The sequence below is a fragment of the Rhizobium sp. P1_C7 genome (assembly GCF_056406295.1).
The window spans coordinates 16,298-29,468 of sequence record NZ_JBFUAL010000028.1 but is presented as its reverse complement, the minus strand read 5'-3'; the positions used below and the strand labels follow the sequence as shown (position 1 = coordinate 29,468).

General features: G+C 57.5%; 11 protein-coding genes and 4 pseudogenes. 8 read left to right on the top strand and 7 right to left on the bottom strand.

Annotation, left to right across the window (positions count from 1 at the left end; translation table 11 throughout):
- The first annotated feature begins 63 nt into the window (after positions 1-63).
- The 5 genes from AC1D2R_RS28355 to AC1D2R_RS28335 are packed head-to-tail and all read left to right on the top strand — an operon-like array spanning position 64 to position 4,981.
- On the top strand, positions 64-1,023 hold the full coding sequence (locus AC1D2R_RS28355) for a carbohydrate ABC transporter permease (RefSeq protein ID WP_477972656.1): 960 nt from the start codon (positions 64-66) through the stop codon (positions 1,021-1,023).
- On the top strand, positions 1,020-1,910 hold the full coding sequence (locus tag AC1D2R_RS28350; protein ID WP_477972654.1) for a carbohydrate ABC transporter permease: 891 nt from the start codon (positions 1,020-1,022) through the stop codon (positions 1,908-1,910). Before AC1D2R_RS28355 ends, AC1D2R_RS28350 begins: the two co-directional genes overlap by 4 nt.
- A 10-nt stretch (positions 1,911-1,920) precedes the next feature.
- Positions 1,921-3,018: an ABC transporter ATP-binding protein gene (locus tag AC1D2R_RS28345; RefSeq protein ID WP_477972652.1), complete on the top strand. Its 1,098-nt coding sequence runs from the start codon at positions 1,921-1,923 to the stop codon at positions 3,016-3,018.
- A 32-nt stretch (positions 3,019-3,050) separates the two neighbouring features.
- Positions 3,051-4,214, top strand: coding sequence for a mandelate racemase/muconate lactonizing enzyme family protein (locus AC1D2R_RS28340; RefSeq protein WP_477972650.1), 1,164 nt, complete (start codon positions 3,051-3,053; stop codon positions 4,212-4,214).
- A gap of 20 nt (positions 4,215-4,234) precedes the next feature.
- Positions 4,235-4,981 (top strand): ribonuclease activity regulator RraA, encoded by a 747-nt coding sequence (locus tag AC1D2R_RS28335; protein WP_477972648.1) that lies wholly within the window; start codon positions 4,235-4,237, stop codon positions 4,979-4,981.
- 355 nt (positions 4,982-5,336) lie between these two features.
- Here AC1D2R_RS28335 and AC1D2R_RS28330 read toward each other — a convergent pair.
- Positions 5,337-5,590, bottom strand: a pseudogene (locus AC1D2R_RS28330) (Lrp/AsnC family transcriptional regulator); the annotation flags it as partial.
- 25 nt (positions 5,591-5,615) lie between these two features.
- Positions 5,616-6,515, bottom strand: a complete 900-nt coding sequence (locus tag AC1D2R_RS28325; RefSeq protein WP_477972647.1) for a LysR family transcriptional regulator — start codon at positions 6,513-6,515, stop codon at positions 5,616-5,618.
- A gap of 120 nt (positions 6,516-6,635) precedes the next feature.
- Here AC1D2R_RS28325 and AC1D2R_RS28320 point away from each other — a divergent pair, with 120 nt between their 5' ends.
- From AC1D2R_RS28320 to AC1D2R_RS28310, 3 genes and pseudogenes are all read left to right on the top strand, one after another.
- The gene (locus AC1D2R_RS28320; RefSeq protein ID WP_477972645.1) at positions 6,636-7,568 is read left to right on the top strand and encodes a VOC family protein; all 933 of its coding nucleotides are present in this window, start codon (positions 6,636-6,638) and stop codon (positions 7,566-7,568) included.
- Between the two features lie 93 nt (positions 7,569-7,661).
- Positions 7,662-7,781, top strand: a pseudogene (locus AC1D2R_RS28315) (hydrolase); the annotation flags it as partial.
- 292 nt (positions 7,782-8,073) lie between these two features.
- Positions 8,074-9,078 (top strand): annotated as a pseudogene (locus AC1D2R_RS28310) (aminotransferase-like domain-containing protein); the annotation flags it as partial.
- 32 nt (positions 9,079-9,110) lie between these two features.
- Here AC1D2R_RS28310 and AC1D2R_RS28305 read toward each other — a convergent pair.
- From AC1D2R_RS28305 to AC1D2R_RS28285, 5 genes and pseudogenes are all read right to left on the bottom strand, one after another.
- Complete coding sequence (locus AC1D2R_RS28305; protein WP_477972644.1) at positions 9,111-10,085, bottom strand: NADP-dependent oxidoreductase; 975 nt, start codon at positions 10,083-10,085, stop codon at positions 9,111-9,113.
- A gap of 54 nt (positions 10,086-10,139) precedes the next feature.
- Complete coding sequence (locus tag AC1D2R_RS28300; RefSeq protein WP_477972642.1) at positions 10,140-10,967, bottom strand: HD domain-containing protein; 828 nt, start codon at positions 10,965-10,967, stop codon at positions 10,140-10,142.
- Between the two features lie 166 nt (positions 10,968-11,133).
- Positions 11,134-12,048 (bottom strand): fructose bisphosphate aldolase, encoded by a 915-nt coding sequence (locus tag AC1D2R_RS28295; protein WP_477972641.1) that lies wholly within the window; start codon positions 12,046-12,048, stop codon positions 11,134-11,136.
- A gap of 46 nt (positions 12,049-12,094) precedes the next feature.
- Positions 12,095-12,529 carry a DUF1348 family protein gene (locus tag AC1D2R_RS28290; protein ID WP_477972640.1) on the bottom strand — a complete coding sequence of 145 codons (435 nt, stop codon included), beginning with the start codon at positions 12,527-12,529 and terminating at the stop codon, positions 12,095-12,097.
- Positions 12,526-13,145, bottom strand: a pseudogene (locus AC1D2R_RS28285) (pyridoxamine 5'-phosphate oxidase family protein). The gene AC1D2R_RS28290 and the pseudogene AC1D2R_RS28285 overlap by 4 nt, the downstream one beginning before the upstream one ends.
- Between the last annotated feature and the right edge of the window lie 26 nt (positions 13,146-13,171).

The following is a 13,171-nucleotide window of genomic DNA, read 5'->3' as shown; positions in this document are numbered from 1 at the left end:
ACGAGCTGACCGGCTGCGCCTCGGTTGCAGCCGGTTTCTTCCCACGAAGAAGGGCGAGGTAAAGTGACGATCTTGACTGGCAAGGCCGAGACGCGACGCACGCTGCAACCCGACAGGTCCGACGTGCTCCGAAAAGTCTGGGTGCATCGCGCTGACTACGCGTACGTGCTACCGGCCATCGCGGTGATGCTCATCGTGATCGCCTACCCTATCTACTACACGATCGAGCTGTCATTCTTTAACACGCCTCCTGGCCTGCAGCTTCGCGACAAGATTTTCGTGGGGTTCGACAACTATACCTCAATCCTCAAAAGTCCGGTGTTCTGGACGGTCACCAAGAACACGCTCATCTGGACCGTCGGATCGACTTTCATCTCTTTTGTCCTGGGATTTGCTTGCGCGCTTGCGCTCCATCGCGACTTTTTCGGGCGAGCCATCCTGCGCGCTATCCTGATCATTCCATGGGTCATCAGCGCGGTCGCCGCGTCCTATATCTGGAAGTGGATCTACCATTCGGACTTCGGGATCATCGGCGCGGTGCTGGTCGGCCTCGGTTTGGCCGACCACCCACCGAATTTCATCGACAACGTCAGCACGGTGCTGCCTTCGCTGATCGTCGTCAATATCTGGCGGGAATTTCCGTTTGCCATGATCATGATGATGGCTGGGCTGCAGACGGTTCCCGAACAGTTGCTGCGCGCCGCAAAGGTCGATGGAGCAAGCGCGTGGCAGCGGTTCTGGCACGTCACCTTTCCGCACGTGAAAAACGTGTCGATAGTTACGATCCTTCTCTTGGCAGTGGCAAACTTCAATTCATTTATCATCCCCTGGATCATGACCGCCGGCGGGCCTTCGAATGCATCGCACATCTGGATCACCCACATTTATGAACTCGCCTTTGGCCGTCAACGATGGGGGGTGGCGTCTGCCTATTCCGTGCTCCTTTTCCTGATCCTTATGTCGTTCGGCTATTTTTACGTCCGTGCACTAAGCGGCAACGAACAGAAGGACGGAAGCGAATGACCGCAATCGCCAACGCTGCTCGTGACGCCCAGCCGCGTCGTCGTATGGCCGTCGATGGATGGCGTTGGGGTGGCCGCATCTTCCTTGTGTTCATGTTACTCTACACTGCATTGCCGATGATCTGGATGCTGATCACCTCGATCAAGTCCGGCTTTGCGGCCATGCAATTCCCGCCGCAGTGGTGGCCCGATCAGCCCACCCTCGCCAGCTACCAGAAGCTGCTCGATCCTCAAAACAGCGTCGGCCAGGACTTCCTGCGCTTCTTCTGGAACAGCCTCTACGTTTCCACCGCGACAACCATCCTTTCGGTGATCGTGGCAGTTCCCGCGGCCTACGCGTTTTCGCGGTTTACCTTCCCGGGCCGAAACGTCCTGTTCTTCGCCGTCTTGCTTCGAAACATGTTCCCTGCAGTGATCTTTCTCGTGCCGCTCTTCATCCTGATGCGTGCGATAGGGCTGGTGAACACCCATGGGTCCCTGATCCTTACCTACCTGACGTTCGGCTTGCCGCTTGCCATCTGGCTGCTCAAGGGTTTCTACGACAACATCCCAGTGCAACTCGAGCAGGCGGCGCGCATCGACGGGGCAACGCGGTTCCAGGCTTTCTTGTTGATTGTAATGCCACTCTCGGCGCCAGGCATCATCGCCACTGCGATCTATTCCTTCATTGGCGCGTGGAACGAATACATCTACGCCTATACCTTCCTCTCAAAGAACGAGCAGTTGACATTGCCGGTCGGCATCCAGCGCTTCTTTTCAGAAAATACAACCGACTTTCCAGGTCTAATGGCAGCAAGCTTCATGATGAGCGTGCCTGTCGTGGTCCTCTTTCTCGTACTGCAACGATACTTCGTACGCGCCCTCACCGAAGGCGCAGTCAAGCACTAGGGAGTTGCCTGTGGCCCATGTGGTCCTAAGAGATCTGGTCAAGTACTATGGCAGCTTCAAAGCTGTGAAGAACGTTTCGCTGACGGTCAACGACGGCGAATTCGTGGCGCTCGTCGGGCCTTCGGGCTGCGGCAAGACGACCACGCTCAATCTTGTAGCGGGGCTCACATCCGTCACGTCTGGCGATATCGCCATTGGTGACAGGGTGGTCAACGACCTCGACCCGAAGGACCGTGACATCGCAATGGTGTTCCAGAACTACGCGCTGTATCCGCAGAAATCGGTCTACAAAAATCTGGCGTTCCCGCTGCAAATGCGCAAGCTGCCAAGCGACGAGATCGACAAGAAGGTCAGGGAAGCAGCGCGAGTGCTCGACATGACGCAATTGCTCGAGCGCAAGCCACGCGAACTTTCGGGGGGGCAACAGCAGCGCGTGGCGTTGGGCCGCGCGCTTGTTCGCGATCCCGCGGTATTCCTCATGGATGAACCGCTCTCCAATCTCGATGCGAAGCTGCGTGTGCAGATGCGCTCCGAGATCAAGCGTTTCCACCAGGACCTGAAGGCGACCATCATTTACGTCACCCACGATCAACTCGAGGCGGTGACCATGGCCGACAGGATGGCGGTGATGAACGGCGGTTACCTGCAGCAATACGACTCACCGGCTCAGGTTTTTGCCCATCCGGTGAATATGTTCGTCGCGAGCTTCGTCGGCAGCCCGGCAATGAGCCTCGTTCCGCTGGAAGCGTCAACCGCCGGCGGCAATACTGTACTGACGAGTGCAGAAGGCTGGCGTCTGGATCTCTCGCCCAACAACGTCCGAAAGGTCACGAAAGCGTCGACCAAGAAAGTGGTGCTGGGCGCACGGCACTCGACCATCAAGCTACACAAGAGTGCGATGCCTGGTAGCGTTCCTGCGAGGGCCTACACGGTGGAGCCGACAGGAGACGTTACCTTTGTTCAAGCTCTGTTATCCGGTGCAATCGTCAACGTCAGCGTGCCCCCGACCGTTGACGTCATGCCCGACGAGCAGATCTGGCTAGAGTTCGATCAGGAACGGATGCATCTGTTCGACGGCGAGACTGAAATGGCCCTCAAGTCCGACTGAGCCCATTGCTAGCTCAAAAAACGAGAACGTGGATGAAGACGAAACTGAAAATTACCGCGATCAAGCCCTATCCAGTATGGGTCGGAATACGCAACCAGATGCTCGTCAAGGTCGAGACGGACAACGGCATTTTCGGATGGGGCGAGAGTGGCTTGAGCGGTCGCGAGAAGGCCGTGGTCGGCGCGATCGAGCACTATCGCGAGTTTCTCATCGGCCGCGACCCGATGCAGATTGGTCGGATCTGGCAAGAAGTTTATCGCAGCCAATACTTCGAAGGCGGGCGCGTTCTGCAGGCGGCGATTTCCGCCATCGACATTGCCCTTCACGACATCAAGGGCAAGGCGCTGGGGGTGCCGGTCTACGAACTGCTGGGCGGCAAGCAGCGCGACCGCATTCCTACCTTCGCGTCGACCGGTGACGAGGCCGAGGGCGATGTTGCCATCGAACGAGCCCGCGAACTACGCGCACAGGGGTGGCAGGCGATCCGCTTCTTCCCTGTCGGGCAAAACAGCAAGGACATTTTTGAGCCGCGCCAGTCGATCGGGGCTACCGCAAGCATGCTAAACAAGGCGCGCGAGGCGCTTGGCGGCGACGTCGTGCTCGGCATCGACTATCACCATCGGCTGTCGGTGGCAGAGGCGGCGAGCTTCTGCAACAAACTCGGCCGTGGCGCGCTTGATTTCCTCGAGGAACCGATACGAGACGAGACACCGGAGGCCTACGAAGCCCTGCGCACCATGACCGACATCCCGTTCGCCATCGGCGAGGAATTTGCCAGCAAGTGGCAGTTCCTGCCCTACATCGAGCGCGGCATCCATCAGTTCAACCGGCTCGATGTTTGCAATGTTGGCGGGCTCACTGAAGCGATGAAGGTCGCTGGCTGGAGCGAGGCGCACTATGTGGACCTGATGCCGCACAATCCCCTTGGCCCAGTCTGCACGGCCGCGACCATCCATTTCGCCGCAGCGGTGCCGAATTTCGCTTGGCTCGAGACCAGGGCGCCCGAAACAAGCCTGGGCTTCGACAATTCCGACTTTTTCCCCGTGCAACCACGGCTCGACGGCCCCGACTATCCGGTCAGCGACCTGCCGGGGCTCGGCGTCGAGGTCAACGAAGAGGCGGTCAAGGCGGAGAGCTTTCGTTTCTGGGAAGCGCCTCACCTGAAGCGCCGCGACGGTTCTGTCACAAACTGGTAGTTGATCAACGGGAGCCTAAAATGACGCATACGCCCGACATTCCGCGACCGCCCAAAGAGCTGATCGACGCACTGAAGGAAATCGGCGCCGCGACGGTTTCCGGCACGCTTGGCCACATGGGCTTCCGCAATCCGCACATGGTCGGTCCCGTGCCGCAGAATCGCGGGAAGTCGATCGTCGGGCCGGCCCTGACGCTTCAATTCATGCCGCAGCGGCCGGACCTCTTCTCCGAGGGAGAATATGCCGATCCGGAGACGCAGTTGCACCGGCACGTGCTCTATCACGTGCAGGAGGGCGATGTGGTCGTGGTCGACGCGCGCGGCGACATGAGCTCGGGCGTCTTCGGCGATATGATGTCGACGTATTTCAAAGGCAGAGGCGGCGCTGGCATCGTAATCGACGGATGCATGCGCGACCGGCCCAATGTCGAGAAACTAGATCTCCCCCTATGGCTGCGCGGCTGGACGCCCAACTACCATGTGCAAACCAGCATCTATCCCAATGCCGTCAATGTTCCGATTGCCTGCGGTGGTGTCACGGTAATCCCCGGCGACATCATCGTCGCCGACGACGACGGGGTGGTGATGCTTCCAGTCGCAATGGCCTCGAAGGTGATCGAAGAGTCGCAAAAGCACCACGATTGGGAGGAGTTCTCGCGCGTGAAGCTTATGGAGGGAGGGTCGTTGCAGCGTTACTATCCGCTGCATGACGACGCCCGCGGAGAGTACGAAGAGTGGCGCAAAACAAACCACCTGGGAACAACCTAGCCGATGGACGGTCCCAGGTGACTTAGGAACCCCTGGGAGTAACCTACAACATAATTTAGGGGGCAGACGCCCGCCGACTGCGCCGCGTTGAGAACCGTTGTGCCTTTCAAAACGCTCAATCTCTCACTTGAATTATGCATCAATTTACTTGCAAATCCCATGGATTGGCCGACGAACAATGGTTTGTGGTTTTGATATGAGCTTGAGGGGCACTGTAAACTTAACGCTGTGAAAACAAGATCTGGGAGTGAGGTTTTGGTCATGCGGTGTGAAGACGTGCGATTTGGCGCCAAGTATCCAAGGCTGCTGCTCGCAGTTGGCGATGGTGGATGGATGGAATGTCGTGGCCGGGGAGGATGACCTTTATTGCAAAATCTGGATACGTATCCAAGTCGCGTGCGACAACGTGCAGCATAAAGTCCGCATCTCCAGCTATGAATAGCGGGCCACGACTTCCGCAAGCTTCGTGATGCCCTGGGAGAATTCGTCGGCCTCTGCCTCGCTATGACTGTCGATTTTGATACGAACGAAAGCCAAGACGCCGAGACCAATTTCACGTCGGTCTAATAGAGCCTTGTAACCTTTAATGACACCGCGTTCCTCCAATTGGTCACGTAGCGCGTCCGTTTAACATTCAATCCATCGCAGTCATGAAAGAGGGAATTTGCCGCTCGAAGAAATTCGAAAACGACGCAATCCTCGGCGGCAATGCCTGATATGGCGGATAAAACAACGTCAGCCACAGGTCCGATGGGGACCATCCTTGAAAGACATGCACCAACCTACCAGTGCGCAAATGCTCGCTGACATGGAACCTTGGTAGCATTGCCACGCCCATACCGTCGGCGGCCATACTAGCGAGCAATTCGCCGCTGTTGGCACTGAACGCCCGCCCGGCTGAGATGCTGGTGTTTCCTCCCCTATCAGACAGCGTCCAGTTCTCTCGCCTGCTTGCGCCACTGTAAGCCAAGCAGTCGTCGGGGGTTAGTTCGTTCGGATGCTGCATGTCAGCGTACCGACTGCCCGGCGCTGCAACCAGGATACGCCTGACAACGCTGATCTTGCGCCAGATCGTGAATTTGTCGGATGGCGCCGCGGAGATGCGGATTGCCAGATCATAATCGTCGTCGATAATATTGACCATGCCATCTGCCAGCGAAACCTCGAAGCTGATTTTTGGATAGCGTTCCTTGAATCCGGACAGAATAGACGGGAGCACCTGCTGACCAAACCAGGTTGGCGCGCTGATCCGTAGGCGGCCGTGGTCGGCCTTGTGTGCGTTCATGACATCTTTGCGCGCATTCTCCAGCGCAGCGATGGCCGGCTGTATCTGTGCCGCATAGATCGCCCCATCGGTGGTGAGAGAGACCTGGCGCGTCGTGCGCACAAAGAGCTGAACGCCGAGGTCGTCTTCCAGTGCAGCGATGGCCCGCGTGACGGCCGCAGGTGTCATGTCCAGTTCCCGCGCTACTTGGGCAAAGTTGCGTTTCTCCGCAGCCAAAAGAAACGTCCGTAGTGCCCGGTAGTTGTTCATGCGATTATTTCATCCTGCGCAATTCATTGACAATAATTATTGCAATTCCGGCGGCTGATCAACTGCCATACCTTCCAATCACACCAGCCAAACGAACTCAGCCATGGAAGGGCAAGCATCATGATCAAGGATATCAAGGGACTGCACCACATCACATCGATGGCATCGGATGCGCGCGAGAACAACACGTTCTTCACCGATACGCTGGGTCTGCGTCGTGTGAAGAAAACCGTCAACTTCGATGATCCCAATGTCTACCACCTCTATTACGGTGATGAAGCCGGCACTCCCGGTTCGGTGATGACCTACTTCCCCTTTCCAAATGTCATGCGTGGTCGCGCAGGCGTGGGGGAAGTGAGCGAAACGCAGTTCGCAGTGCCAAAGGGTTCTCTGGCATTCTGGCAGGACCGCCTGATAGCGAGGGGCGCCAGCAACCTTACCAGCGGCTCGTCATTTGGCAGTAGCCTTCTGCGCTTCCATGGTCCGGATGGAGAAGGATTTGCACTGATCGAAGCGGAAGACGACGGCCGCAAGGCGTGGGACGGTGCGGGCATCGACGAAAGCGTCGGTATCCGGGGCTTTTCCGGAGCGAAATTCCGCCTGCATGACATCGCGGCCACGTCCGAGTTGCTCGGTTTCATGGGTTATCAGCGCACGGAGACGGAGGGCGATTTAACCCGCTTTATCATCCCTGGTGGCAACGGTGCCGACACGATCGACCTTGAGGCGCTTCCACAGACTCCTTTTGCCAGACAGGGCGCAGGCTCTGTGCATCACATCGCTTTTGCCGTCGAGAACCGCGCAAAGCAGCTCGAAGTTCGCAAGGCTCTGATGGACACGGGCTATCAGGTGACCCCCGTCATCGACCGTGACTACTTCTGGGCCATTTATTTCCGCACTCCGGGTGGTGTGCTTTTCGAGATCGCCACGAACGAACCCGGCTTCGACCGTGACGAGGATTCGGCGCATCTCGGCGAGGTTTTGAAGCTGCCAGCACGCTACGAACCCTATCGTGACCAGATCGAGGCCGGGCTGACTCCGCTCGCAGCCTGAGTCACTTTCAGACAATGGGGCGGCATAATGTGCAAGACGCGCCGCCCATCCTGTTCCATCCCTTTATTCAACTCATCTAGAAGGAAACACTCGATGTCCAACAAGCTCCAGGTTTTGACCCCACAGAACAGCCAGATCATCTTCATCGACCAGCAGCCGCAGATGGCGTTCGGCGTTCAGTCGCTCGACCGACAAGTTCTGAAGAACAACGTCGCGCGCAGAATGATGGAAGAGCAGGTCGCCCTCCGTGTCGCGAATAAACTGCGTCACATCGCGAGCCAGTTTGCTGTCAGGAATTCCTAAGGTGGAAAGCTCGTCTATATTCATATCTATATCTCCTTTGCTGCGAGACCGGTCGATAAACTAGACAACCGGCCGGCTGGGGCCGCTCTGCATGACATGGGGTATCCCGCCGAGCGGGTCGGTGCCGTTGTGAGCGATATGGCTGTCGTCCCACCGGCTTGTCATTGGCTAGCGTCCGTATCCCATTCATTTGATCGGGGTTGTAAGAATGGTCTCGTCAGCACCGCGCGGCGAATTCGAGCTCAGGCGCGAGATCGCCTCCTACCTCGCCGTCGCCCGACGGATCAACTGCTCGCCTTCGCAGGTGATCATCACCGGTGGATTCGGCGCGGGCTTCGGCTTAGCGCTCAGCGTCCTCGCACTGGCTGGCCATGCCGCCTGGGTCGAAAATCCGGGATTCCCTTGGTCAAGAAAAGGCCTTGAGCTTTCCGGCCTTTCACTCGCACCAATTCCCGTCGATGCGGATGGCATCGATATTGATTTCGGATTGCGTCAGCATCCCGACGCCAAGATTGCCGTTGTGACGCCAGGGCAGCAGGTCCTCTCGGGCCGACGATGTCGCTTGATCGACGTCTTGGTCTCCTCGAATGGGCAAGCAACGCTGGCGCATGGGTCATCGAAGACGACTATCTGAGCGAGCTTCAGTTGACGGGACGCGCCGCGCCGGCGCTGGCATCACTCGACCGGGGTGGGCGCGTCATCCACATCGGCTCGTTCAGCAAGACGATCAGCCCGGCTATACGGCTCGGTTTCGTTGTCGCGCCGGCCGATCTAGTCCGCCGGTTCTCTGAGATGGCAGCCTGTCTGGCGCCGGCCCCTGGACCTGCGATACAGGTCGCCACCGCAGAGTTCATGCAGGAGGGTCACTATATCCGCCATCTGCGCCGAACCAAGCGCGCCTACGCAGCCAGGCAAGAGGCGCTATTGGATTACCTGCGGTCGCGTGTTGGTGTTGATAGGGCCGAGGCGACCGGTTTGGCCGTCTTACTGAGATTGCCCGAGGATGTATCAGACGTGGCAGCTGCTCGCGCAGCTTTCAGCTTTGGAATGTCACCATCGCCGCTGTCGGCCTGGTACGTGTCGTCCGACGACGCGGCATCCGGGCTCCTTCATCGGCGTCGCGACGACGCCGATGAAGAACCTTGCCCGATCGTGTGATCGGCTGATCGAGGTGACAAGTCAGTCACGCTTGCCCGCTCCATCCTGAACAAGCTCCCGAGACCTTACCGGGCAGTTAGGTTAAACTGAGAGAACAATCTTCCCCCCTGGCGCACTGCGCACGCCCTCAAGCATCAGATGGGCCACGTACGCTTCCTCAAGCGGGAGGATCATACCGACCCGCGTCTTCAAATCGCCATTGTCGATCAGCCCGGCGATCTTCGTCAGGTCCTCGGTTCCGACGCTGACAAGAAAGAACGCCGCTTCAACCCCATGCTGGCTGGCAAGGTCCTGATCGGGAGGTGAGACAGCCGAAATCAGTTTTCCGCCGCGCCTCAGGACATGAAACGAACGCCTTTGCGTTTCGCCGCCGACGAGATCAAGTACAGCGTCCACATCCCGGGCGACGTCTTCAAAGCGCTCGCTGTGATAGTCGACCAAAGTATCCGCGCCCAGTTCACGAAGGTAGGCGAAATCTCTCCTGGCAGCAGTGGCGATGATCTCGATACCCGCACGCCTAGCCAGCTGCACGGCGTAAGCTCCCACATTTCCGGCGGCGCCATGGATGAGCACCTTTTGCCCGGCGACGAGTTGCGCTTGATCAAACAGGCCCTGCCAGGCCGTGACCGCGATCACCGGTACGGAGGCAGCATCTGGGTAGCTGATCGTTGCGGGCTTGCGAGCAACCATCTCCGCCGACGCCACCGCATACTGCGCATATGCGCCGATGAATCTCGGATTGGTTACGCCATAGACCGCGTCCCCAACCGAAAGATCGGCCACATCGGCGCCAATGGTAACGACGTCGCCGGATAGATCAGAACCGAGCGTCAGCGGCAGGGGCTGAGGCAAGGCGCTCTTGCCTGCCCTGATCCATCCATCCCATGGCCCCACTCCAGCGGCCCTGACCCTGATCAGAACCTCGCTTGGACCAGGCACCGGCTTGGGAACAGATTCGAATTTCATCGCCTCGGGCGAGCCGAAATCATGGACGCGCCACGCCATGATGGATGCATCTTCATGTTCGGGATATGGATTAGTGGTGTCGGGTGTCATGATGAACTCCTTGAGTTTGCTTCTCGTGGAAGCTCGGAACTTCGGCCTGTCCGCCTAATCGCCGACAGCCCATTTCGAATTGCGCATCAAATTACTGAAGTCCCTGCGGCGAAAGGCAGGGTCTTTATAAGCCATGACATCGGCAAGCCCGGTGCCTTGTGTCGTCTCTGGACGATGCTCAAGGCCCTCGTAGAGGATCTGCATGAAGTCATCCGCAAACTGTGGCGGGTGTGGATGAGCTGCCTCGACAGCATTGCGCTCGGCGGGCGTGAAACTATCGTAGCCTGCACCGACAAGATCCATATTGGCGCCTTCGGCAACCAGCGCCGCGGTCGTGGAAAGGTTGGCGGAAATGCCATTCGTCGTGTGGAGCGCGATCGCAAGCCAGATATTCTCGCGTAAAACTTCCGGCACGCCGTGGCCGCGCAAGAAATCACGTGCGGAGTTTGCACCGTCGACTTCGAAGCGAAGATGGCTCTGACCGTACCTGTCCGTCAGGCCAAAGTCATGAAACAAAGCCGCCACATACAGTAGCTCAGGATCAAAGATGAGCCCTTTGCGTCTGCCCGCCAGCACGGCCCACTGATAGACGCGGACAGAGTGCTCGAACAGAAAGTCGCCCTCCGCCTCGCGAACGAGGCGCGTCGCGTCGCGTGTCAATTCGGTGTCCGGTATATCTGCTGCGGGTTTACTCGTGTTGATATCTGCCTCGACTACAAGCGGTTCGGATTGGTCGTCTTTCGGAAGACCTGTCAAGCCGGCAAAAACTGAAAGGGTGGTGCAGGTAGCCGCGATGATGGTTTGGAAGAGGATTCGAACTCTCGGCACCATATTTGGCTTTGCAATCTCAAATTGATTCAACTCCTTGGCTTTCCAAGCCAAGATGATGCACTACGGGTGAGCAAAACCGCCGATATTGCCGTAGACCTGAACTCACTATCCGTCCGGTGGGTGACGAGTGTCGCCTCAAGCAAATTTGTCGTCGGTGCAACAGGGAACAGGCCTTGAAATTCACGTAGTCGTTCATCGAACTTTCGAATGCACCACGTCACGCGTTCTCGCCTTTCTGTGCACTAGCCAAATATATTTCCTCAATGTTTTGAGAGAGATTTCGGTCGAATTCGGCGTTCGGCATGGAAACACGTAGATTCTCAAACAGAGCCCGCGAGAAGCTTCCGATCACCCCGGTGTTCTCTCTGAGTTTTTCACAAGCGACCTTTAGACTATAGCCCCCGGATAAGGCAAAAACCCGAGCAACCTTGGGATGCTCGACAAGTGCTGCGTAGAGATCCGGCTGACTGGGCAGAGTAAGCTTCAATATGACCTGCGTTCCATGCGAAAGTTCCGAAAGGTTCTTGAGGATTTCCTTGACCAAAATGGCTTCGGCCATCGCCTTATCCGGGCTGCTGACGAGAACCTCAGGCTCGATAATCGGGATCAATCCAATCTTTAGGATAGTCGATGCCACGTCAAATTGTTGCGTGACGGCAGCAGAAATCCCTTTTTCGGACGCTGAATGCACGACCGAACGCATTTTCGTCCCGAGGAATCCCTTTTCCAACGCGCGCTCAAGCAAATTGCTGAGATTTGGCATGGGCTTCATCAACTGGACCCCGTCATGCTCGGCTTCACGACCACTATCGACCTTCAAAAACGATAAGATTCCCCGATCTTCCAAAAGATATGCGGGGATTGATTTGGCGCCGATGGAGCTCTCCATGGTGTGTTCGAACAAAATGGCGCCAATCACACGCTCGCTTGAAAATCCGGGTGCGGTTATTACCCTTACGCGCATCTCATGGATAAGCTTCAACATTTCCGCTTCGCCCTGATAGGCGGTGTTGGATATACCGTAGGAGCGCAAGGTCTCAGGAGTGGACCCTCCGCTTTGATCTAGTGCCGCGATAATTCCCGATGCTGAAGTCAGCCGGGCGGCCAGTTCTTTGCGAATTTCCGTATTCATGCGTACTTTCCCTTCCTCCGATTGAACAGAAATTTCGAGGCGTGGCTCAGCGAGAAGATACCGCGGGTCCTTGCGCTAGTGTGCACCGGCCGGCGAGGCAGCTGGCGGCGAGCCCATCGGATAAGATTGCCATCTCACAACTTGAAGCTCTTCCGGTGGAATGCGTGCCGGAAGCCGACTTTCCAAGGTTATCAAAGGAAATATTAGGTTCCCCACCTACAGGTGCCAATGCCTCGACGACAAATGTCGACACGCCGTTGCCGAGCCCATATTCGACTCGGCTTTTGATGAGCGCTTTTTGAGCGATTGCCTCACGACCATTGACGAACTCGGCGCGATTACGCCACTGACTATCAACCGTGTACGCCAAGGCGACCGTGGCGGGGTCCCGGCTATTCCAGCCATCTTCGGCAAGCCGCACCTTTTCGGCAGCAGTCTCTGATGTAAACGGGGGCAGAGGCGGTCTTTGAGCGTCGGTCATTCGGATCTTCCTTCTAATCTTGCCCGCAACGCTGCATTTTCAGCTTCCAGCTGTTGCAGCTTCTGACGAAGCGGGGCGACTGCTTGCTCAACCTGCTGTTCGGTGTAGCGGGGAATGATGTGCTGGGGACAGTTCCAGTCGTATGCTTCGAGCCGGAGCTTGAATATCCGCTCCGCACGGCCCCTATACGTCGGATCGGATACGAGGTCCGTAAGCGATGGGTCGGCGTCGAGCGTCAGCCGCTCGACGTGGGCATAGACTTTGAGCCCGGTCCGTCGGACATAGTCCATTAGGAACAGACAGGCGCGGTCGTTGGCTGCGAAATCCCTGCGCTGTACTGGCGGTTTCCGCGATAGTCGGCAAATGCCATCGTTTGCGGATCAACAACCTTGAGGAAACCGATTTTCCCACCGCGATGATGAACATACGGCCAACCCTTTTCTGACACAGACGCTATATAGAAGCTGTCGCGCGTCGCGATGAAAGCGATCTCGTTCTCCGTCAAAGTATCCGAAGGCCGATCGTGCTCGCCCAGCCATATCTGGTCCACCCCCATATCCGCCTGCGCGGCTCGGACGCTTGGCGTCACGGCGACTTCCAGAAAGTGGTACGGCATACCTCGTCTCCATACTCGAGAGGCCC